Source organism: Bacillus cereus group sp. MYBK108-1, assembly GCF_051917185.1.
Taxonomy (GTDB): domain Bacteria; phylum Bacillota; class Bacilli; order Bacillales; family Bacillaceae_G; genus Bacillus_A; species Bacillus_A cereus.
Map to the genome: position 1 here is coordinate 77965 of NZ_JBQAHZ010000001.1, position 24163 is coordinate 102127.

Genomic DNA, 24163 nt, shown 5'->3' on the forward strand with positions numbered 1-24163 from the left:
TTCTGTACAAAATATATATTTATTACAGTAGGTGTAATAAATTCTGACTTTTGAAACATTTCTATTCTATACTGCTTTCATTTCTTTTTCCAGAAATATAACTTAACTCCCGTCATTGGCTTGCATCCTTGTAACTTTCAGCGGTAAAACAGTACAAAAAAAGACAACCCAATCACATACTGGGTTGCCTCTTACATTAAATTGCAAAATGCTTATACTTCTCGTAATCACTCGTCTTACATTCTATTTGTAATTTGGTACCTTCGTTTTCGTAACTCGTAGATAAAACGTGTGCATGATTATTGAAATACGAAACTACCTGTCCTTGATCATATGGAATTAACATTTCACACTTCGTATATTCTTTATAGATGTGTGAGCGAATCATTTCTACAAGTTCTTCCATTCCAACATGTTTCTTCGCTGATAAATAAACGCGATCTTCTTGCACTTTCGGAATTTCAACATCTACCATATCTGATTTATTATAAGCATAGATCGTTGGAATATTTTCTACTCCAATTTTCTTTAACGTTTCATTTGTAATATCAATTAATTGTTCATAATTTGGATTTGCGTAATCTACAACGTGAATAAGTAGGTCTGCTTCCGCTACTTCTTCTAACGTTGAACGGAACGCCTTCACAAGATGATGTGGTAATTTACTTACAAATCCAACTGTATCTGTTAATAAAAATGATTTATTATCTGGCAAATCAATATTTCGTACAGATGTTTCTAACGTCGCGAATAACATATCTTTTTCAAATACTTGTTTTTCTTCTGTACCATTATAAATTTCAAGCATTGCATTCATCGTCGTTGACTTTCCTGCATTCGTATAACCTACTAATGCTACAACAGGTATTTCATTTTTCTTACGCTGCTTTCGCTGCGTTTGACGCTGGGCAACGAGCGCTTCTAAATCTTTATTCAAAACTGAAATTTGTTCTTCAATTTTACGACGGTCTAACTCTAACTTCTTTTCACCGACACCTTTATTTTTCGTACCAACGCCGCCGCTCTGTCTCCCTAACGATTCACGAAGACCGATTAAACGAGGCATCATGTACTGAAGGTGTGCTACTTCTACTTGTAGCTGTGCTTCTTTCGTTTTCGCACGTTGCGCAAAAATATCTAAAATTAAAATGGTACGATCAATTACCTTACAATCTAAATCCTCTTCTAAATTTCGAATTTGTGAAGGAGATAATTCATCATTAAAGATAACCATATTCGCATCTATTTCTTGTACATACGCTGCAACTTCTTCAATCTTTCCTTTTCCGATATAATGCGATGGATTTACTCGTTGTAAATTTTGCGTTACTTGCCCAATTACCTCTACATCACAAGCTTCCGCAAGATTTGTTAACTCTTCCATCGAATATGCAAAATCATCTTCATTACCTAAATTTACTCCAACTAAAACTGCTCTTTGTAATACTTCTTCCATATATTTATTCCTCCATTTCGATTACGTAAAATAAAAAACACAGGTCGCTGCCTGTGTTTTCGTAAACGGATAAGGGTTCACCAAAGAAATAGAAGAAAGCTATGCTTTCATCCTATTTTATAGTCAAAAAGTCCCAAGATTGTATACGTATCCACAGTAAGTGTTCACTTATACAATCCCATTCTATTTATAAAGGCAAAACAAAAAGAGGGCGTATTCGTCCCTCCCTCTTTTTCACATATAAGCTTAATAAAGGGTTCCTTTAAAATAGGCAGACCAATCCCGTTCACTCTGTACACAGACAGAGCCTTTGAGCGCTATTCAATTATTGGCACAAAGTATTGAGACGTAATCTGATTAAGATCAAAGGAAGCCCCTCCGTTCATTTTAAGTTACATAAAGTGTAGCATAAGTAATTCGCTTTCACAAGGTTTAACAACCTATATCACACTAAAGAAAATCTTTATATTTTTACTTTAATCGTCATTTTTTGCGAGTTTTTCTCACAACAAAAATAACAAAAACAATTATCAATTTTAGAAACTTCTCGTATATTATTTTTACAGCACTCGCCAAATTCCTTCATAGTAAGTTAAGTATTATCGTTTTAATACAACAAAAATCTTTATTGACATTTTTATAACCTAATATTAGTATCAGGTTATAAAAATAAAAGTTAGGAGATGTTTCTATGCATTCTAAATCTCGTATTACTGCAATTGGTACTTATGTTCCAGATCAAATATTGTCTAATAACGATTTAGAAAAGATGGTCCATACGAATGATGAATGGATTGTACAAAGAACAGGAATGAGGGAAAGAAGAATCGCTAGCGAAGAAGAATACTCCTCAAACTTAGCCATTAAAGCAATTAAAAATTTATGTACAACATATAAGAAAAACTTAGAAGATATCGACTGTATCATTGTCGCTACTACTACTGCTGATTACGTTTTCCCTAGTGTTGCTTGCCAAATACAACAATACTTCAACATACCTCATACACTAGCTTTTGATTTAAATGCAACTTGTGCTGGTTTTACATATGGACTACACGTCGGTAATAGCTTAATCACTTCTGGATCACATGAAAAAGTACTTGTCGTAGCGACAGAGACATTATCTAAAGTTACTGATTATAGCGATAGAACGACCTGTATTTTATTCGGTGATGGTGCTGGAGCTATTTTATTAGAAAGAGATGAAGACACCCCAAGCTTTATCGCTGCTCACATGGGAACAAACGGTGATGGCGGCATTCATCTATATAGAACAAACTTATCTACTACTATGAATGGCACACCACTGCAAACAAATGAAAAAATCGTTCAAAATGGAAGAGAAGTATATAAATGGGCAACACGTACAGTGCCAAAAGGCATAAAAGATTTAATACATACCGCAAATATGCAAGTAGATGATATAGACTGGTTCATACCCCACAGCGCTAATTTACGAATGATCGAATCTATTTGCGAAAAATCTCAAATTCCAATACAAAAAACATTAACGAGCGTGGAATATATGGGGAATACCTCTTCAGTCACCATTCCACTCGCTTTAAATTTAGCTATAAAAGAAGGAAGGTTAAATAACGGAGACACACTTTTACTATACGGATTTGGTGGCGGACTTACGCATTTAGGACTTATTGTAGAGTGGAATTTAATTTAAGTGTATAAAAAGAGGTTCTAGTCAGTAACTAGAACCTCTTTTTCATTTAATTTCTTGCCCCTTTTCGAGACCATATCACAACAGGAATAAGTAATAACGCTAACACGCCTCCAGCCAATGACAATGCCGCATAACTTGAATTCGCTACTACCATACCTGACATTGCTCCACCAGAAGCTCCAGCTAGCGCAATAAAAACATCTATTTTCCCTTGTGTTTTAGCACGTGTAGACGGTGTTGTGGAATCAACGATTTGTGCTGTACCACTTATCAATCCGAGGTTCCATCCTAGCCCAAGTAAAGACAGAGCAACGATTAATAATAATAAAGAATCACTTGGCGCTATCGCAGCTATGACACCCGCTGCAAGTAAAATCACTCCACCAGCTATGCTCATTGTAGTTCGGCCAATTTTATCAATTAACATTCCTGTAACGAGAGATGGAAGATACATTGCACCTACATGAAAACCTATCACAAGTCCTACTGCACTTAAACCGTGACCGTGGTGTCCCATATGAACTGGCGTCATCGTCATAATCGCAACCATCACGATTTGCGTAAATATCATTACGATTGCTCCAACTGTAATACCTCGTTTATTTTCTTTCGCTTCTTCTGTTATTGGTTGTCCTTTATATGTATGTTCCTGTTTATATCTTTCTATTATGTTAGCAATAATCAAAGGATCTGGACGAAGCATAACAAAAAGAACTAGACCCGCTAGTATAAATGCTGCTGCCGATAGTATGAACGGACCTGCAAGTTTAGGAACTCCAATTGAATGAGCAAAACTACCCATTACCCCTACTAAATTTGGTCCTGCAACTGCACCGAAAGTCGTCATTACCATCGTAATACTAACAGCCGTTGCTCTCTGCTTCTTATCTGCTAAATCTGTACCTGCATAACGAGCTTGTAGATTCGTGGCTGTACCGGCACCATATATGAGTAAAGAAATAAGTAAAAGAATAATGCTGTTCGTTAAAGCTGCCATTACAACACCAATTGCTCCAAATCCGCCTACTATAAACCCTGTTGCAAGACCTATCCGGCGTCCATATCGTTGCGAAAGCTTCCCTACTATGAAAGCTGCTAATGCCGATCCCAATGTAAACATAGCAGTCGGTAACCCTGCAAATGCATCTGTTCCAAGCATTTGCTGCGCAAGAAGTGCTCCCACTGTAATACCAGCAGCTAGTCCTGCACCGCCAAACATTTGTGAAATGCTGACGATTATTAACGTTCGTTTGTATAGTTTTTGTTGCTCTTCTTCTGTGTACACATGATTATCTATTAAAGCCCCTGCCTTATCTAGCAATTCCCCATCCTCCTTTTAAAATTAATCCCTCTTGTTAATGTACTATGTATAACGTTACATATTCAATGGCATTTTCCATTCATCCCTTTCATTCTAAAAAACTTTCTAATCATACTCGACTTATCCCATGCTATATTAAAAATACTACTATTCACAATATGCAAGGAGAAAACAATGAAAAAAACAGGCTAATAGCAGCCTGTTTTCCTTTACGCTTCTTCTACTATCCTTCCCCTTCTCTTTTTACTCAAAGCTTTCCCTTCCCAAAACAACAAACTTACGAAAGCACAAATTAAAATAATTGGCACACTTGCTTTATATAAATCTGTAAAACTCATAGCCATCTGATTCTTGGCATAATGATTCACATCATTTGAAAATGTGAGTACCTCTTTCTTTATACTTTCCTCTTGTTTTTCAACTTCTTTTGTCACTTTCCTCATAACTTCTTCTCTTTTTACATCTCTATATTCTACTGGAACTTTTCTTAATATTTCATCCGTCTTGTCGCGAATCAATTCTTCCTTTTTCTCTTTACTTAATCCCATTGTCATTGCATTTTGTTTCTTATTTATATTCGACTCTAAACTTTGATTCTCTATTTTCTCTTTAGTCATTTGTAAAATTTCAGTTTGCTCAGTACTATTCACATGAATAGTACGCACCTTTTCTTCTGCATAACGATATACTTTTTCTTTATTTACAGTTAAATTGTGAGTTAAGTTAGAGACAAATATTGCGACCGCCAATACAATTCCAACTTGTCGTAACATTGATACAACACTTTGAGAAGCAGTTAATAATTCTCCTTCAAATGAAGACGCACTTAAAACTATAATTGGCCCCACTACTAAACCATATCCAACACCTAATATCATACACGGAATAATAATTTCTATATTTGTTGAATGAACATCAATCATTTGCAACCAATAGTAGGAAAGCCCCATAATAAGAAATCCTGACAAAATAATAGTTACTTTTCCGAGTTTTTTAATTAAAGTTGCTGCAACTGGTGAGACAAAAAATATCATTGCTGAAATAGGTGTCACTAAAAAAGCCGCTTCAATTTCCGTTCGACCTTGTAGTTTCGTCAAGAACGTTGGAAGCAATACAGTAACTCCAATTAAAAATAAATTACTCAATATAACAACGATCGACGCTCCGACAAACATTCGATCTTGAAATAACTTTAAATTCACCATTGGGTTATGAATCTTTCGTTCTACTAAAATAAATAGAATAAGAGAAATAGTGCTAATTGCATAACAAGACAAAGCAATATTACTTTGCCATCCCCATGTATTACCTTTTACTAATATGAGAGTAAATGAAAAAATTGCTGTGCTACTTAATAGTAGTCCTATCCAATCTATTTTTGAGATAATACGTTCTTCATTTTTTATTTGTAGCATGATGCAACATAACACGATTCCTATTATACAAACCGGAACATTAACGAAGAACACCCATCTCCATCCTAAATTTTGCGTAATAATTCCACCTATTACTGGTCCCATAGCAGCTGACAATCCTTGTGTTACTCCTAAAATCGCAAGCGCAACATGCCTTTTAGCTAATGGCATAGCTGATACACCAATTACCATACTTGTTGGAAATAAAATCGCTGCCCCAATACTTTGTATAAAACGAGAAAAAATAAGAAAATCACCTGTATTAGCAAAAGCGCAAAGTACCGATCCACCACCAAAAATCACCAGACCCAGAATATACATCTTTGCTTTTCCAAAGATATCAGCTATCCGCCCTAACGGAATGGCAAGTACTGCAATCGTCATTGTATAAACATTTAATACCCAAGACATATTTTCTAACGAAGTATTTACACTCGATTGTATTGCCGGTAAAGCTATATTCATAATTGTCGTATCAATCATACAAAGAAAGATACCTAGACACATTAAAAAGACAATCTTAATACCCTTTGATTGCTCCATCTTTATATACCCCTTTATTTATTGTGAACGCGTTTTTCATTCTTCTGTTTTATTGTTTTCTTTCGCCTCTAACTCTTCTAATTTTTTCTTCAAAGTCTCCACTTGTGCACTATACGATGCAATACCTACATCTAGTGAAATTTCTTCGACGAAAGTAATACCTACTCTCCACTTTTCATATTTCAATCGAAGATCTGCAATGTACGCTTCTTTTCTTTCAATTTCATCTTTAATCCATTTTTTTATTGTTACATCATCACTATAGTTACCAAAATACATTCTCATTAAAAAATCCGAACGTAAAACATCCTTCTCTACAGGCGTCTGCATGTATTGATAAAACTCTTCACGTCCTTCATCTGTAATAAAGTACATTTTCTTATTCGGTTTCCCCTCTTGCATGACAACCTCTTTTTTTATTTTCCCTTCATTCTCCAATTGTCGTAACGTTGGATAAATCATTCCAAAACTTCCATCAAAAAAATGAGTAAATACGTCTTCAAACACAATTTTAATATCGTAACCAGACAATTCCTTTTCCATTAATAAACCTAAAACAACATCTCTTCCCTTCAAAGTAAAACCCCCACACATTATATAATCAATAATCATATTAACAATATTAATATGATTATTGATTATATACCTTATTCTTTTAATTGTAAAATGTTTCTAAATAAAAAAGCCCCATAATTTGGTTTCACCAATTCACAGGGCCATTTTCTTTTTTACTCTTTCACACCTACATCTTGCAAAACTTCAATATCCTCTTTCATTTCATAATAATAAGAAGGCAATTTTATACCATGTTCTAAGAAATAATCCTCAATGAATGAAATAATAATTTTTAACGTTTTCACACGAGCATACAATTTATCGTTACTTTCAATAATATGCCACTTCGCATTTGGCTTACTTGTTTTTTCAAACATGTCTTCCATCGCTTCAACATATTCATCCCATTTTTCACGATTACGCCAATCTTCGTCTGTAATTTTCCATCTTTTCAAAGGATTTTTCTCTCTATCTTTAAATCTCTTTAACTGTTCCTCTTTACTTATATGGTAGAAGAACTTCCCCATTATGTAATGGTCATCTGTTAGTAGTTTTTCAAAATCATTAATCTCATCATATGCTCTCATCCACTCTTCCTTTGTAGCAAAACCTTCAACACGCTCAACTAACACACGACCGTACCATGAGCGATCAAAAATAGTAATTTGCCCGTACTGTGGAATTTTGCGCCAGAAACGTTGCAAATAATGGTAACGTTTTTCATGAGGTGCAGGCGCTCCAATTGGATCTACTTGGAACCCACGTGGGTCAAGATGTTCCGTCACCCGCTTAATTGCCCCACCTTTACCAGCCGCATCCCATCCTTCCATAACAAGCATAACCGCGATTTTTTCTTCTTTCAAAATTTGTTGTAATGCTAATAAGCGCCTTTGATATTTTTCGAGTTTCTTATTGTACTTAGATTTTGATTCAATTTTTTTCGTTAAGTCTACTTTAGCAAGATGTCCATTTTCCATAAAACAAATCCCCCTTGTTGTATGACAATGTTATTTTAACATATTTTTGGCAATTTTTTCATATCCTAAAAAGCTGTGTAGAAACATCTCTACACAGCTTCCCTCTCTAATTTCACATATACAAGCACATTTAACTACATTAAAATAAATAATTTATACGGAACTCTTAGTATATTCTTTTTATTAAAACATAAAAATAGCCCTTTTAAAAAGGGTAGCAATCTAAGTATAGAAAAAACAAATTTATTCTTTCTTACTACATACGTAATTATGCCAGCTATAAGAGTAGTGAATAATATATTAATTCACTACTCACAATACCCACTTTACATTATATGGTATATTAACTCGTAAAAAGAAGATAATAACAAGTAAATCCATTAAAGAATGGGAGCTCTAAAAAAAATGAAACGAAAAATATTAACTCTCTTTACGCTTATATGTTTAGCACTACCAATGCAAGCTAGTGCTTACACATTTCAGTCACTACCGATTGCGTCAAAGTCTAAACAATGGTATGTCGAAATTGATAAATCTCATAACTCAAACAAGCAAGCAATCCAGCCGAAACAAGGTGTATTTGATACGTATAGTTTACTCGTAAAAAACATCGGTCATGATGTATCAAATGTATCTGTGGAAATACTTGATAACAATCCTACCTCTAAAGCTACCTTTAAACCTTCTACACCTAATGAAAACATTTCTAAAAGTCATACAAGCTTTGACTACATGGTATTCCCATTAGACTTTAATAGTCATAATTTTAAAGTTGTGATCACTTGGGAAGAAAAGAATTTCTCTTATAACGGCCATCCGGTAAATGAAGGTAAAAAAATGAAACAAACATTTGTATTTAATGAAGAATAAGTCCTAATTTCTTTAGGGCTTATTCTTCTTTTTTGAAACCTACTTGTATCGCTTCCGTCACTTCTTTTGTGATTTCTATTTTTGTTGCTTCCATACTAATTTTTTTGTGCCAAATGTGTATGGAAGGCTTTTCATTACAAAGATGTTTTATTAATACTAGTTGATTATATGCTAAGTTATTTTCTATATAGGTCTAGCCCTCTTTTCCCATATAATCAATTAAATCGACGAATACTCGGTACAGACAATGCTATTCCAATTGTTAAAATTACTAAACTAGCTAGTGTTATAATAGTTATCTCGCCACCTATGACAGTAGCTAACCAGCCTACAACTACGTATCCTAATGGCAATAAAGCAAAAGAACCCAACATATCAAGGCTTGCCACTCTTCCGAATGCTTCTTCTGGTACAAGCTCCTGTAAACTCGTTTCCCAAATGAGTCCAAATATCATCATGCCAAATCCTTCAATTGCCATTAAGAATATTAAAGCGGGTGCCCAAGAAATGAATGGCATAATTAATAAAGCAATGCCACTCATTAAAACACCTCCATAAGCCAGTAATCCTCTCTTATGCCACAGCTCTTTCCCACCAAATATTAATGCGGCAATTACAGCCCCACCACCAGAAAAGGCCATGCCAAGTCCATACACGTAAGCTTCAAAATGATGATGAACATTAAATAACCATGGAATTAATACGACGATAATACCGGCATAACAAATATTTATAAAAGAAAAAACTAAAATTGTAATCCACAGCCACGGATGACTTTTTAAAACTAAAACACCTTCCATAAACTCTTGTTTGTAATTAAGCTTACTCTTTTCAATGGGTTTTACTTTTTTAAACTTAATTTCTTTTAAAAATAATAAACATAAAAATGATAATAAGTACGTTGCTGCATCTAGTCCGAAACCTATCCCTGCAGATGCAACCGATACGATTAACCCACCAAGTGCTGGCCCAATTAATCGTATACCTTGATTACTCATTTGAGTGAGTGCGTTAGCTGCATTACGAATTTCAGGGACGAATACTTTCGCCCTTACAGCAGAATATGCTGGTTGGAATATCCCTTCCATAAGTCCGTATATGGCAACGAGAATATATAAAATCGTAATTGTTAATAAATCCATAAATATAAGCGATGCAAGTAATAGCATTAATATACAGCGGATTATATCCGTAAATAACATTAACCTAACCCGATCAATTCGGTCTACAATTAAACCCGCAAATGGTAAAGCAAGAATATTAGGTAGCATGTACATTGCCATCGTCATCCCCATTACAACTGTTGAACCAGTTAATGAATACACAACAACTGGAAGTATGACCATAGTTATCGAACTACCTAAGGCCGAGAGTAATTGTCCAATCCATAAAAACTTAAAGTGCGTTGATACTTTAACTGGTAATAATAATTTTCCAATATAACCTAAACTTTTCTCCTTTTGTATTTCCCCTTGCATGTCTCTCCCCTCTTTTCAAATGACTATAGAATACATAATATATGACTGAAAATTTATAATATTATATTTCTAATTATATAAGAAACAATTATGTTATGGTAAAATTATCAAAAAAATATAAAGGAGAATACATCATTATGCCTCCAAATTCACATAACATCGAACATCAGATCTATACAATGTGTATGATCCAACGTAACAATGAAGTTTTACTCATAAAACGCCCCAACCATCGAGGTTTCCCTGGCTACATCGCTCCTGGCGGCAAAGTAGATTTCCCCGAAAGTATCGTTCAAGCCGCTATAAGAGAAGTAAAAGAAGAAACCGGATTACTTGTTTCGGATTTAATTTTTAAGGGATTAGATGAATATGTAAATCCGAAAGGGAATGTTCGATATATGGTATTTAACTATTGGACAGACTCATTTGAAGGTGAACTTCTTTTGAACCCTCCTGAGGGTGAATTATTATGGATACCAATCGATACAGCACTAAAGCTACCTATGCAAACTTGGTTTAAAGAAAGATTCCCATTATTTTTTGAAACAGGCACTTTTGAAATTCAACGTGTTTGGGATAATGAGCTAAATAAACAAATTTCTATGACAATTACCCATACATAAAAAAGCTTGGAAACCCATCCAAGCCTTTCTTACTTCTGTGCAATTTTTTCAATCTTATAATGAATATGTAAAAATTCAAGTCCAAATAGCCACATGCTATGATGAGCTGTTAACATTTTATCCTTACCCTCTGTAATGATGAAAGTCTCTGCTAACGGTAAACGGATTGTTAAGAACCGAGTATGTAAATAAATCCCCTCATCTCCCTGGCCATTTTCTCTTAACTTACTAGTAATGATTAAATCATGATTATCATTATATAGTTTCAAAATACCAGTCATATTCGAATAAGGTAAAGGTAAGGCGATATTCATATATGTCTCATTCTTATTTGTATGCTTTGAATAAAGAGCTACAAAAATAGATTCACCTGCTTCATTTTTCCTTATCCAAGCCCTTACATTCTCTCTTCCATCTTTCTCATCTATTACACTAATGATAGAGCCATGCATCGTTTCCCAATTGCCGCCCATCCCTAAATGTATTTGTCCTACATGCTTGCTCATTTTCTCATAACAAAATGCAAATAGGCGGAACCAACGAGCCCATTTAATATTTGATTGCAACTCATACTCTGTTGTATTTTCATAAAAACGAATAATACTTAAAGGTACCTTCGTCACGTCAAATGACTCACTATGAAAATCAGTTATTTGATCAACTAAACCGTTGTATTCCTTACTGTCTACTAAATTGCTGCTATATAAATAAGCCTCACCAATTACCACATTTCCTCTTAACTTACTCATTGGTTTCCCATAGTATTTATAATTCGGAACACTCTTTTCAATCACCCAGCCGATAAATGCCGGTAAAGCTACTCCAATTCCATTGACAACACCATGAATCCAAACCATTTGAGCAATTGTAATCGTCATTACATACTTCAAATTTCCGTATGAATATATAAGTGAGAACATAATTGTAACCATGAGTGTACTAGACGAAACGATTAGAAGAATCTTTGCACTGATAGCATTAAATTTTGCTCTCCAAACGTAAAATCCATACCCATAAATTGCACATAAATATAGGAACACTGCAAAAAATTCAAATATTCTTGAGTATGTAATTCCTATTGCAACTGTCATAGGTGAAATCATGATGATAAACATAATAGCATCATACACTTTACTTCTCTTTTCTCTTTTTCTCCCTATTAAACCAGCTGATAATGGCAATAGAAACGCCGAATAATGAAAATGTGCAGCTGTGAGTAAAACAATGTCAGAGCTAAAATGCATAATTGAAAGTTTTGCTACTGAAGCAAAAAACCAAAAACCACCTAAAAACAAATAAATAAACGCACTATCTATGGCGATTTCTTCTAACGGCTTCCATCCTCTTTCTAGCAATCTACGTACACCAAATAACGCAACAATTCCTGTATATACAAACCAAACTAGCGCAAATACATTGTAATTTGTGACGAAAGCTAGCATTGCACAAATTGCTGCGATTGGATATAAAAACGATACGAATTTATAAAATAATAAATACGATCCATCTCTTTTTCTTTTATCAATAATACAAAGTGACATTGGTATAAATAATAAAACAGATAATAATATAATTGCTTCAACAGGATTTATATTCGACCACTCATATATTAGAAAAACAACATAACAAGCAAGCCCAAATATTATATTTTTCATATCGTTTATTTCCTTTCCACAAATGTTCCCTTATATGAAAAAAGCGAGCCAATTAACGGGTTTCGTACTTGTACATGAATTCTAAAACACTGTAGTGTTGCATCATAACTTTCAACAATTTTTGCTTCACCATACAAAAATTTTGGTAACGGCATTTTTCTTCCAAACATATAAAACCATTGTTTCTTTGAAGAAATATGCATTGCCCCTAACTCATCGATATGAAAATGCAGTGTAGAAACGAGTAAATGTGGTTCGCCAAAATAATCTACAATTTCATTTTTGTTTTCATCAAACTGCATAACTGCATTAAAATATCTTTTCTTATTATGGAAATAAAAAGTACGGTTCCACCTTACTAATTCTTGTCCATATTCATCTCGCTCAGCTATGTTTTGTATCGTAAATGGAATTTCCTCTCCTCGTTCCGAGAAAAACATTCGAAACTTCGATGCAATTTTCAATATAAATTTCACGAAAAAAGAGCCACCGTAAATTTCATCCATCTTTCCTTCCCCTGTAAAACTATTCTCTTCTGTAATCGCATAACGCTTCTGCAATTCAGGATGAAGATTTTTATAGGTATCCTCTAATAATCGTTCATACATATTAGCCATACACTTATCCCTTTCTCGCTCTTTTGCAATTTTTCGCGCTTGGTAAATCGAAACTATTTATATAACCGACAATTGATAACCCCATTAAAAGAACATTTAATGTAATCGGATTAAACGGCCCTGTAAAGCTTGCGATATTCGTAAATCCTGCCGCAAATGTTAAAACTAGTAATACAATAATATGCAGTATAAATAATTTTCGTTTTGTTAGTGGCAACAGCCATACGACACCGAAAATTATTTCTAACACCCCAATTATTTTAAGTATACATACACTACTTTCATTTGAATCGATTAATAAAGAAAGCATCTTTACTTCTTCTAAATGAGTAAACAGTAGTTTTGGCACTATCCCTTGATATATCCATACAAAAGCAAATAAAAAACATACGAGCCAATACGTCATTGTTCTTCTAATTAGTAACCTAGGATGAAGCCCCTTTTCTAACCACAATTTTAAAGCATCAAAACTCCAAGCAGTCGCCCAACCTAATAACGGACGAAAAATATAGGAATCTACCACATTTCCTATACGACCAAATCTTGTATCATAATCATATTGTGTCTCAAAATGGATGTATTCTTTATTGGGCGTATACTTCCAATAACCACGTCCTATTTGAATAAGAGATAATGTATTATCCGTCCAAAATTTTAAAGAAGAAATTCTTTCACCAGTTTCTTTTCTTATTTCACCTATTGATTCCCCCTCTCCAACTATTTCAAGCCCAAATCCAATCTTTGTTTTATACAAAAACTTCTGTGGTTCCCCTTCTTTTTTCTCTAAATACGAAATTTCAGTAAAGCGAGCATCCCACTCTGTATGTATATGTGGTTCTTGCGTATATTCCCATAATTTTTCCATCGTCGTGTTCATTTTTGTCGCAACATAAATAGGCTGTTTCCTTTTCATTCTCCCCACCTCCTATGCACTATAAGTTTAATGTACATGCAATGAATTTATTTTGCTACATTTTTCACAAACTTCCTCAAAAAAAGAAAGAATTTTTAAAATATATATAAAACACTTGATTCCCCGAAAAATTTAAATTATTATAAAACAAATGTTACCAACAACTTCATAAATCAAACACTCTCGCCTAAAACGTGAGATAGAGGTTGCGATACTTATGAGTATTCTAATGGAGACACAGAGATGTCTATGAACTTAGATGAAAGGAAGTATTGCCGAAATTGATAAGTTTCTCTGCATTTATCAATTGGGGCTGTTTTCGAATAGAAACAGAACTGTCATATGTACAGACGTGTACGTATGAAGAGCTATCTACAAAAAAGAGATATCATTTTTTATGATATTCCTTTTTTGGCGGTTTTTTTTATTAGCTCCGTTTTCTGTTTCCCTTTTCCTGTAACAGCACCATCCTCACTTATTTGAGATGGTGTTTTTTGTTTGTCTTTCTGGTAACTACAGGAGTATTGGGATTTATATATTTCCTAATCTATTCTTAAAAATAGACGAAAGAAGGAATCTGTAATGGAAACAATTGTTCAAAAATTCGGTGGCACTTCTGTCGGAAGCGTCGAACGCATTCAACATGTAGCAAATTTAATTATTGAAGAATATGAACGAGGTCATAGCATTGTCTCTGTCGTTTCAGCAATGGGAAAAAGCACAGATGAACTTGTCGCACTCGCTAACGCTATCACAGAAAATCCAAGTAAACGTGAAATGGATATGCTTCTATCTACAGGAGAACAAGTAACTATTTCATTATTAACAATGGCACTGCAAGCAAAAGGCTATCATGCAATTTCATTAACAGGGTGGCAAGCTGGTATTACGACAGAATCTGTACATAGTAGTGCACGGATTACTGACATTCATACAGATCGTATTCAATCTTATCTTGCTGAAGGTACGATTGTTATTGTAGCTGGTTTCCAAGGAGTCAGTGAAGATTTTGAAATTACAACGCTTGGACGAGGCGGTTCTGATACAACTGCTGTCGCATTAGCTGCTGCACTAAACGCAAAAAAATGTGATATTTACACAGATGTGACCGGCGTATATACGACGGATCCACGAGTTGTAAAAGATGCTTATAAATTAGATGAAATTTCTTATGACGAAATGTTAGAACTTGCAAACCTCGGTGCTGGCGTATTACACCCGCGTGCTGTTGAGTTTGCTAAAAATCATAACGTAGTTTTAGAAGTTCGCTCAAGTATGGAACAAGAAAACGGAACAATTGTAAAAGGAGAATGTAACATGGAACAACAATCAATCGTTAAAGGTATTGCATTTGAAGATAATATTACACGCATCACAGTGAAAGGATTAGAACAAGGTTCACTTTCAACTGTTTTCTCTACATTAGCAGCGGCACATATTAATGTAGATATCATCATTCAAAGTATTACAAATGAAGAAACTGTTCATCTCTCCTTCTCCATTCACTCGAATGATTTAAGAGAAACATTAGAAGTATTGGAACAAAATCAAGAAACTCTTCACTACGAATCTGTAGAACATGAAAATCACTTAGCAAAAGTATCAATCGTAGGATCTGGCATGGTATCTAACCCAGGTGTCGCTGCAAATATGTTCACTACTTTAAAAGAAGAAGATATTCATATTAAAATGGTAAGTACATCAGAAATTAAAGTGTCTGTCGTTATTGACCGCCTTCATTTAGTAACAGGCGTTGAGGCGCTGCATCAATCATTTATGGCGAAAATTGAGCCTTTCGTGCAAATGAGCTAATTTGATATGTTTAGTAACGCTTATAAAAAAAACATATTAATCTACTTCCTTCCTATTAAATAAAAAGCTATTCGTTAACAAGATGCTATATGATATATTAAAAAACACCTTGTCACATTTTCCTATACTGTGACAAGGTGTTTTTGACTGAAAGGAATTTGTAACTACTTAGTAGTATAATTATGAGGATAATTAAATAATAAACTTTTATACATAAGGAGATAAGACTATGGCAAAAAACAAATTACTACGAATGGACAATGTCAGCATCGTTGTAGAATCCCTTGATAACGCAATCTCTTTCTTTGAGGAGATTGGCTTGAATCTCGAAGGTCGAGCAAATGTCGAAGGTGAATGGGCTGGTCGCGTAACTGGACTCGGTTCTCAGTGCGTAGAGATTGCTATGATGGTCACTCCAGATGGCCACAGCCGAATTGAACTTTCGCGATTTCTCACCCCTCCTACTATAGCAGATCACCGAACAGCTCCTGTAAACGCCCTCGGTTATCTACGCGTCATGTTCACCGTTGAAGATATTGACGAAATGGTATCCAGACTCACTAAGCATGGTGCAGAGCTCGTTGGCGAAGTAGTTCAGTACGAGAACTCGTATCGTCTCTGCTACATTCGTGGAGTCGAAGGAATTTTAATCGGTTTGGCGGAAGAACTCGGTAATAAATAAGCAAGTGAAGTTTTATAAAAAAGAGGGAATAGCTCTATATTTAAGCTATTCCCTTACTTCTATTAAAACAGATGAATGTTTTCTTTCTTGCAAGCTTCACGTAAATCGTCAGGCCATACAGAAGATTGAACTTCACCGATATGTGCTTTACGTAAGAAGTACATGCACATTCTTGATTGTCCAATGCCACCGCCGATTGTTAATGGTAGTACGTCTTCTAGTATACCTTTATGGAAATCATACTCACGTTTGAAGTCTTCACCAGTTTTCGTTAACTGCTCATCAAGTGATTTACTATCAACACGAATTCCCATTGATGATAACTCAAATGAAGATTGTAGTACTGGGTGCCAGAATAAAATGTCACCGTTTAATTTCCAATCGTCATAATCAGCTGCGCGTCCGTCATGCTTTTCACCTGAACGAAGTGCATCACCAATTCCGATAATGAAGACTGCACCGTGTTCTTTTGCAATTGCATGTTCACGATCTTTCGGTGTTAATTCTGGATATTTATCTTCTAATTCTTGAGAAGTAACGAAAACAATTTCTTCCGGTAAATACTTTCCAAGGAACGGATATTTTTCAAATAAGTGATCTTCTAAATCTTTGAATATTCCATAAATTGTTTGTACTGTTTTTTGTAAGTATTCAACAGTACGCCATTCTTTTTGAACGATTTTTTCCCAATCCCATTGGTCAACATAAATGGAATGCGTTGCATCAAGTTCTTCATCACGACGAATCGCGTTCATGTTTGTATATAAACCTTCACCAGCTTCATATCCGTATTCATGTAATGCAAATCGTTTCCATTTCGCTAGTGAATGAACAATTTCTAATTCTTCTCCTGAATGTAACATATCAAATTCAATTGGACGTTCTACACCGTTTAGGTGATCGTTTAATCCTGATTTTTTCGTTACGAATAATGGTGCAGATACGCGGAATAGTTCAAGGCGTTTTGCTAATTGGTCCTCGAAAAATGTTTTAACTTCCTTAATTGCGATTTGAGTCTCTCTTACTGTCATTAATGATTGATACATGGTGGTTTCCTCCTAAAATGTTTGGATGTTGTGAAAAGAAGCCAACAAAAAAAGCCCTTCTTTCCCAAAAAACTGGGACGAAAGGCTTTGGTTCCGCGGTACCACCCAAATTAGCAACAGAGGTTGCTCACTTATACAATACGGAGATGAAATATCTCGATACTGTTCTTCTTGTAACGGCGAAGTTCCCGGCTAAGTCTACTTTCCTATAAAGGATTTCGGTTAGCAACTCCAGGAGGTTCTTCATAATAGGCTTCGTATCAGGCTCACACCACCCCTGACTCGCTTAAACTACGTCCTACTACTACTCGTCCTTTCATAGTCGTTTTGTTGTCACATCTCTGAAACATTTTATTAATGATTATTCTATACAAAAAATAAAGAAAGTCAACAAAAAGTTTTAAAATGTTTTTCAATTCTTTATTTTACGGCTTTATTGATTGTTGTTAATTTAACATCTTTACTTTTTCTGCCTCGTCAATCCCAAAAATGTTTCACTGACCGAAACTAACGTATACACAACAATTAATGTGATCGTTCGGAATATAGAATCTGCAGTATTTCTTATTATTTTCATTTTCTTTATAATTCCTTTCAGTTTACTTGCAAATTCATGTTATACTATAGCATTCAAGCAGTTTATTTTTACTTACAGCAATCATAGTCATTTATAAAGAGTATTTTCTAAATCATTGACTATTATCAAATAAGATTTTTATATAACGGAGTGATCATATGAGTAAAACGAAAGCAAAACCGAAAAAAGGTGTAGGACAAGGTACAGGAAGTAAAGGATGGAACCGTTGGCAATCAAGTGCAAAGAAAAAGGCAGCTGCCAAACCATACAAAAGTAAAGGTACAAAGAAGTAATTTAAATAACATTTGATTTCTTTACTTTGCACAAAACAAAATATAATTATTACAACAAAAAGCTATGCTTTCACATGTGAAAGCATAGCTTTTTCATATTAAATCATTAAAATATCTCTTATTTCTTCCTCCGTAATGGATGCTAATTTTTCTTCTCCTGGCTCAATCACTTCAGCAATTAAATTTTTCTTACTTTCTTGCAGTTCATGCATTTTCTCCTCAATTGTTCCGTGGGCTACTAGCTTTATAACTTGTACTGTATTTTTTTGCCCCATTCGATACGCTCTATCAGCCGCTTGTTGTTCAACAGCTGGATTCCACCATAAATCGTATAATATTACTGTATCTGCACCAGTTAAATTAAGTCCGGTACCACCAGCTTTTAAAGAAATGAGAAATAGATCCCCTTCTCCTTCGTTAAACCGATTGCACAGCTCTACACGTTCCTGTGCTGGTGTACTCCCGTCTAAATAAAAGTATGGAATTGCTTGGCGATTTAACTCACGACCAATAATGGAAAGCATCTTCGTAAATTGAGAAAAAATTAATATTCTCTTTCCTGTACTTCTACATTCCTCTAAAATCTCTAACAGTTGTTCAAATTTAGCTGAACTTCCTTTGTAATCATCAACAAATAAAGCAGGATGGCAACAAATTTGTCGCAATCTCGTTAAACCAGCTAAAATTCTAATTTTATTTTTACGTAACGTATCTTTGTCTAAATGCTTTAACGTTTCTTCCCTTAACTTCGCTAAATAAGCAGCATAAAGACTCTTTTGATCGGGTAATAACTCCGATGATTGTAAGTGCTCTATTTTCTCTGGCAACTCATTTAATACGTCCCCTTTTAATCGTCTTAATACGAATGGTTTCACTCGCTTCGCTATATCTTCACGCCTTAAATCACCGAACTCTTTTCTTCCTGGTAATAATTCTGGGAAGACGACATGGAAGATAGACCATAGCTCTTCTAATGAATTTTCTACAGGTGTACCCGTTAGCCCAAAACGGTATTCAGCTTGAATTGTTTTCACAGCTCTTGCCGTTTGCGTTGTAGGGTTTTTAAACGCCTGCGCTTCATCAAGGAATAGTGTATGAAATGGTCTTGCATACAATCTTATATCTCTTCTCAGTAATGGATATGACGTAATTAAAACATCAAATTCCGTTATATCTTTCAAAATTTTCCGGCGCTCTGCTTGAATTCCATCTGCAATAACTGCTCTAATATGCGGGGCGAATTTTTTCAATTCACTAAACCAATTATAAACAAGAGATGATGGTGAAACGACTAATATCGGCAGTTTCTTTTCTCGAATCTCAGGCAAAACAGAATCTATAAAAGCAATGCTTTGCAACGTTTTTCCAAGTCCCATATCATCTGCTAAAATACCGCCAAAACGGTAATGAGCAAGTGTTTTCATCCATTCGAACCCATATACTTGATACTTTCTCATTTCTGCATTTAAAGTATTTGGCACAGCAAACTTTAATTTTTTCGGGTTTTGAATGTTTTCTACTAACTCTTGAACAGAATCATCCAAACTTAAAACATTGCCTTCATGAAGTCCGTTCATCCATTTTACACTTCGAATAAGCGGAACATTTACCTCTTCTCCATGTAAAAATTCTTTCCGAATACCTGATTCTTTTATAAACTGATTAATTTCATTAAACTCTTTACTCTCTAGCGATAAAAACGAACCATTCGCCAATCGATAATATTTACGTTTCTCTTCAAGGGCCGCTAATACACCTTTAATTTCTGCTTCTGGTATTCCTTTTATATCAAAACGAAATGACAACCAATCAATTCTTTCTTTTCTTCTCACTCTAATAAGAGGAACTGCATCCCCTTTACTAATTCGCAATTTGATTGCTGTTGTCGCATAAATATCAACTAAACCTTTTAATGTTGGCACAACGTGATATAAAAAGTTATACTCAGCTTCTTCATTATGCATAAAGTAACCGCCTTCTGTTTTTGCAAAAGCACTTTCACTCATAATGTCTAAAATCTCTTTTTCCTTTTTCTCATCACGATTAAAAACAGACGGCTGTCCATCCTCTTCTAGCGGATTAATCATGACGTTCCCATAGTGAAATTCAAGACCTGCTAATAAGCGATTTTTCACGCGGTCTAAATACAATTTCGCTTTTAGCGAAGGTGTTTCAACACGATCCGATATTACTTCATCAATGTGTACAGTTCCGAGCTTCATTAATCCTGGTACAACTTTCGCGACGAAATGTTCCATCTTACTTTCTGGAATATAAAACTGATTACTATTTGAGCGACTCATCATCTTTTGTAATTCAATAAGTCGCATACAATCTTCAATGTGTAAGTGATATAATTTCCCATCGTAAAGTGCATTGTTATACATATCCATAACTTGTACACGATTTAAACCCTCTATATGAAGTGTAAATCCGCCATTATTTCCCTTCGTAAATTCAAAGTGTAACGGCAACAACCCTTTTGAAACTTGTAATCCCTGAAACAGTTGTTCATTTTGTTTCAGCTGTACATATTCAGCTTTAGAAAGTGAAAAGAGCATATCTTTCCATGAAGCTGGTGGTATAAATATCATACTTTCATCTTGTTTCGCATGTACTTCTAGCGTATCTTCATACATTTTTTCGTTATGATACATTTTAATGAGCTGCTGAATAATCGCATCCGTTTCTTGTTTAAAACTATGTACATCTGGTGTATATGTAAATTCATTTGAACAATGAAAAGACTCTCTTTTCTCCACCTTAGAAAGAAATTCTCTAATATGATTTATGAAATACACTTTGGCAAGTTTCAATTGAATTCCAAGAAGAGCCCCACCACTTCTCGTAGCAACTGGTGTACATATAAACTCAATATCTAATATTTCACGTGTATCAAAACGGTGTTGTTTACTTTTTGGCCTCAGTGGTTTGTCTGCAAACAGCTGAAACATACCACTTGTCAATTGATCATTTCTGCTACTAGTGGAGCTCATTCCACCTGTTTGTTGATTATAGTTTATTTGTATTAATACTGCTGCAACATGTTGACAGTACGTTTGAAAAGACGCTAATGAAGGACAACTACATTTTGCAACAACATCACCCTTTTTGGCTTTTGCTACTGTAACATGGAAATCCTCGTTCCCTTTTACTGTCGCCTCACAAATTTCTTTATTTTCATCGTAATGATCTATTATCACTTTATTTGATTTATAATAGGCTTCACCTCTTTTATATGAGGTCTCTCCGCACACTTCTTTAATAATCGATTTATTCAATGTGAAACTCATCGCTTTGACACTTCCTTAATATAAAACCATTTTCTCTTACTTAACATTTTACATGCTCCACGAGAAAATATAAAATGTTGATTTAACAAAAGAAGATGCTTATTTATAAGCATCTTCTTCACTCTATCTCCATCAACCTCTTCGCCTCAAAATACAACACTTGAATAAACTTCTTCGTATTAATTCGCGTATGACCAGAAGATGCGAGTTCATCTTTCGTCATTTCTGTCATCCGTTTTCTAACTACGGTAAAATCGAAAAATTTTGGAGCATAGCTTTCAAATTTTGGATTTGAAAAGTCTGTTAATCCTAAAGAAGCCAAATGATTTAACGACTGATAAATAGCTCGACGTACTCTTTGTTCAGACGCTTTTTTCTCTTTATCAATATCCGCCTCTAAAGCTAGATCCCCTAATTTCCTTATCGTAATATGATGAAAAATTTCTTTTAACGCAGGAAAGCCAAACTCAAATGTCTGTGCCTTTTCTTGACCATATAAATATTCCAGCATACTAAGTAAATCTTTACTTCCATTCTCTCCCGCAATACCGAGTTCTGATAGTAAAAAGCGTCCTAAATCCCCTATCTTTTTTCCTTCTTGCACTGGTTCAGTACGCAATTGCGGCTTTTCCCACTGAAACACGTTATTCAATGATTTTTGAATATCATGTATAGAACGCTCCAATCTAATACGCTCCATCACTTTGCGTACAACAGATACAACTTCGATTTTGTTTAATGGTTTTGTAATATAATATTCTACACCAAGTGTATATGCCTCACCTATAAGCTGCTTCGATTCCACTTGAGAAATCATAATGATTTTCCCCGTGAAAGTTGACGCAATGTGACGAACTGTTTCAATTCCGTCCCTCATCGGCATCAACAAATCAATAAATAAAATATCTACTTTTTTAAAATTTAGTTGATCCGCTTCAATAAAAGCTCCGTCATCCGCCTCACCAATTACTTCTCCAAGATCTCCATCTTCAATAATTTGCGAAAGCATCGAACGGAAAACTTCATCATCGTCTACGATATAATAAAACAAATCTATTCCCCTTCCTGCTTTAAACTATCCTCTGGTAAACAAACGATAAACTTACATCCTCTTTTATTTTCTCGGTCTTCTAATTTCACTTCTCCGCCTAGCTCTGTTACCATTTCATTTATGTAAGAAAGCCCAATACCAGTTGACGGTGTTCCCGTTTGATCATACTTGGAAGTAAATCCTGGCTTAAATACTAATTTCTTATACTTTTGTGTAATACCAGGCCCATCGTCAATTACTTCAAAAAATATATGCTGATTTCTTTTATATAGCTTAATAATAACGAAACCTTTATCTTCAATTGCTTCAACTGCATTTGCAACTAAGTTATTAAAAATTGATAGAACTGTATACACGTGGTATGCAGCATGCTCACCTTCTATATGTTTAGAAAAACGTATATCCTTTTCTAGCATTTCAGCATACTTCTCGTTTATTCTAACAATCATCTCTGCTAACTCATGTCCTTCTACATATTCAGCCACATTTTTATCTAATAACAGTTTAGATAATCCTGCAAATATCCTTTGATTATCCTTTTTTATTTCATGCACTTCCCCCGCTATTTTCAATGCTGTTTTACTACTTGAATCAGCGCTTACTTGTAAATTTCGATATAGTTGATATGCTTCTTGTGTAATTAACTCCGCATTTTGTAACGTCTTTTTCAAATGAACAGATTCCACATATAAATTAGAAAGATGCATTAACATATTTTCATTTTCTTTTCGAACTTGCGATTCTTTTAATTTCGTTTCATATAAATTCATCATATTTAAAAAACCAAGTGCAAAGAAACTACGAAAAATAGCAATAATAATAAGTTTATTCACTTCAGAAATCGTTATTGTTGTACCTAGTACTAACATGTGATAAAACGCAAGTTCTGACATACTTGCAACAATTTCAATTGAAATTCCAAGGCATCCAATAATGATTGGTTTCTGATGGAACTTATTTACCCTACAAAGCGAAAAAAAACTGCCATAAATAAAATAATAGAAGAACACAGGATAACGCAAATAAAATGATTCTGTCATATGAAATGAACCTTGCATGATCCAGTCAAGACATACTCGGAATAAGACTACAGATATACCAACAAGAATACCTGCAACTCCTGCTGGTACTCTTCTTAAAAATAATAATAAAAAGAAGAATAGCGGTGTACCGAAGCTAACTCGAAACGTATCATTAAAGGGATGAAAGTTCAGCTCCCCAGCAATCGGAACAACGACCATTAATATAATTAAAAGGGACATATCTTTCTTCCATAATTGATTCCAATTCAAAGGTGACACTTCCTATACT

19 protein-coding genes, 1 riboswitch and 1 other annotated feature are annotated in these 24163 nt (G+C 34.6%); of the genes, 6 read left to right on the forward strand and 13 right to left on the reverse strand.

Going from position 1 to position 24163, the window contains the following annotated elements; all coding sequences use genetic code 11:
* Positions 1–196 precede the first annotated feature (196 nt).
* On the reverse strand, positions 197–1456 hold the full coding sequence (hflX, locus tag ACTFSL_RS00360; protein ID WP_119683183.1) for a GTPase HflX: 1260 nt from the start codon (positions 1454–1456) through the stop codon (positions 197–199).
* A 691-nt stretch (positions 1457–2147) separates the two neighbouring features.
* On the opposite strand from hflX, the gene ACTFSL_RS00365 reads away from it, so the two are divergent.
* Positions 2148–3131 carry a ketoacyl-ACP synthase III gene (locus ACTFSL_RS00365; RefSeq protein WP_088338174.1) on the forward strand — a complete coding sequence of 328 codons (984 nt, stop codon included), beginning with the start codon at positions 2148–2150 and terminating at the stop codon, positions 3129–3131.
* A gap of 46 nt (positions 3132–3177) precedes the next feature.
* On the opposite strand, the gene ACTFSL_RS00370 is transcribed toward ACTFSL_RS00365, so the two are convergent.
* The 4 genes from ACTFSL_RS00370 to ACTFSL_RS00385 all read right to left on the reverse strand — a co-directional run bounded on the left by ACTFSL_RS00370 (position 3178) and on the right by ACTFSL_RS00385 (position 7942).
* Positions 3178–4452 (reverse strand): MFS transporter, encoded by a 1275-nt coding sequence (locus ACTFSL_RS00370; RefSeq protein ID WP_088338175.1) that lies wholly within the window; start codon positions 4450–4452, stop codon positions 3178–3180.
* Positions 4453–4661: 209 nt separating this feature from the next.
* The gene (locus tag ACTFSL_RS00375; protein ID WP_440041072.1) at positions 4662–6410 is read right to left on the reverse strand and encodes an MFS transporter; all 1749 of its coding nucleotides are present in this window, start codon (positions 6408–6410) and stop codon (positions 4662–4664) included.
* A gap of 36 nt (positions 6411–6446) precedes the next feature.
* Complete coding sequence (locus tag ACTFSL_RS00380; protein WP_000678333.1) at positions 6447–6986, reverse strand: PadR family transcriptional regulator; 540 nt, start codon at positions 6984–6986, stop codon at positions 6447–6449.
* Between the two features lie 152 nt (positions 6987–7138).
* On the reverse strand, positions 7139–7942 hold the full coding sequence (locus ACTFSL_RS00385) for a polyphosphate kinase 2 family protein (protein ID WP_088338821.1): 804 nt from the start codon (positions 7940–7942) through the stop codon (positions 7139–7141).
* A 405-nt stretch (positions 7943–8347) separates the two neighbouring features.
* On the opposite strand from ACTFSL_RS00385, the gene ACTFSL_RS00390 reads away from it, so the two are divergent.
* Entirely contained in the window at positions 8348–8812 is a 465-nt protein-coding gene (locus ACTFSL_RS00390; RefSeq protein ID WP_000823333.1) for a hypothetical protein, read from the forward strand.
* A gap of 215 nt (positions 8813–9027) precedes the next feature.
* On the opposite strand, the gene ACTFSL_RS00395 is transcribed toward ACTFSL_RS00390, so the two are convergent.
* Complete coding sequence (locus tag ACTFSL_RS00395; protein WP_001161164.1) at positions 9028–10290, reverse strand: MFS transporter; 1263 nt, start codon at positions 10288–10290, stop codon at positions 9028–9030.
* A gap of 137 nt (positions 10291–10427) precedes the next feature.
* Here ACTFSL_RS00395 and ACTFSL_RS00400 point away from each other — a divergent pair, with 137 nt between their 5' ends.
* Positions 10428–10913, forward strand: a complete 486-nt coding sequence (locus ACTFSL_RS00400; protein WP_088338822.1) for an 8-oxo-dGTP diphosphatase — start codon at positions 10428–10430, stop codon at positions 10911–10913.
* Between the two features lie 29 nt (positions 10914–10942).
* Here ACTFSL_RS00400 and ACTFSL_RS00405 read toward each other — a convergent pair whose 3' ends face one another.
* The 3 genes from ACTFSL_RS00405 to ACTFSL_RS00415 are packed head-to-tail and all read right to left on the reverse strand — an operon-like array spanning position 10943 to position 14098.
* On the reverse strand, positions 10943–12568 hold the full coding sequence (locus ACTFSL_RS00405; protein ID WP_088338823.1) for a YndJ family protein: 1626 nt from the start codon (positions 12566–12568) through the stop codon (positions 10943–10945).
* A 5-nt stretch (positions 12569–12573) separates the two neighbouring features.
* Entirely contained in the window at positions 12574–13185 is a 612-nt protein-coding gene (locus ACTFSL_RS00410; protein WP_088338824.1) for a DUF4166 domain-containing protein, read from the reverse strand.
* 4 nt (positions 13186–13189) lie between these two features.
* Complete coding sequence (locus tag ACTFSL_RS00415; RefSeq protein WP_088338825.1) at positions 13190–14098, reverse strand: DoxX-like family protein; 909 nt, start codon at positions 14096–14098, stop codon at positions 13190–13192.
* Positions 14099–14290: 192 nt separating this feature from the next.
* Positions 14291–14477, forward strand: a riboswitch (Lysine riboswitch).
* A gap of 203 nt (positions 14478–14680) precedes the next feature.
* Here ACTFSL_RS00415 and ACTFSL_RS00420 point away from each other — a divergent pair.
* Both ACTFSL_RS00420 and ACTFSL_RS00425 read left to right on the forward strand, forming a co-directional pair.
* The gene (locus ACTFSL_RS00420) at positions 14681–15910 is read left to right on the forward strand and encodes an aspartate kinase (protein WP_088338826.1); all 1230 of its coding nucleotides are present in this window, start codon (positions 14681–14683) and stop codon (positions 15908–15910) included.
* 229 nt (positions 15911–16139) lie between these two features.
* Positions 16140–16592 carry a VOC family protein gene (locus ACTFSL_RS00425; protein WP_001107259.1) on the forward strand — a complete coding sequence of 151 codons (453 nt, stop codon included), beginning with the start codon at positions 16140–16142 and terminating at the stop codon, positions 16590–16592.
* Positions 16593–16654: 62 nt separating this feature from the next.
* Here ACTFSL_RS00425 and asnA read toward each other — a convergent pair whose 3' ends face one another.
* Positions 16655–17638: an aspartate--ammonia ligase gene (gene asnA / locus ACTFSL_RS00430; protein ID WP_000284917.1), complete on the reverse strand. Its 984-nt coding sequence runs from the start codon at positions 17636–17638 to the stop codon at positions 16655–16657.
* A gap of 70 nt (positions 17639–17708) precedes the next feature.
* Positions 17709–17967 (reverse strand) — a binding site (T-box leader).
* A gap of 406 nt (positions 17968–18373) precedes the next feature.
* Between asnA and ACTFSL_RS00435 the strand changes: the two genes are divergently transcribed.
* A complete protein-coding gene (locus ACTFSL_RS00435; protein WP_000047588.1) occupies positions 18374–18508 on the forward strand; it encodes a DUF3934 domain-containing protein in 135 nt (44 codons plus the stop codon).
* Positions 18509–18606: 98 nt separating this feature from the next.
* On the opposite strand, the gene ACTFSL_RS00440 is transcribed toward ACTFSL_RS00435, so the two are convergent.
* From ACTFSL_RS00440 to ACTFSL_RS00450, 3 genes are all read right to left on the reverse strand, one after another.
* Complete coding sequence (locus tag ACTFSL_RS00440; protein WP_088338827.1) at positions 18607–21801, reverse strand: DEAD/DEAH box helicase; 3195 nt, start codon at positions 21799–21801, stop codon at positions 18607–18609.
* A gap of 118 nt (positions 21802–21919) precedes the next feature.
* Positions 21920–22852, reverse strand: a complete 933-nt coding sequence (locus tag ACTFSL_RS00445; protein WP_000500302.1) for a response regulator — start codon at positions 22850–22852, stop codon at positions 21920–21922.
* 2 nt (positions 22853–22854) lie between these two features.
* Positions 22855–24153 carry a sensor histidine kinase gene (locus ACTFSL_RS00450; RefSeq protein ID WP_002023846.1) on the reverse strand — a complete coding sequence of 433 codons (1299 nt, stop codon included), beginning with the start codon at positions 24151–24153 and terminating at the stop codon, positions 22855–22857.
* Positions 24154–24163: the final 10 nt, after the last annotated feature.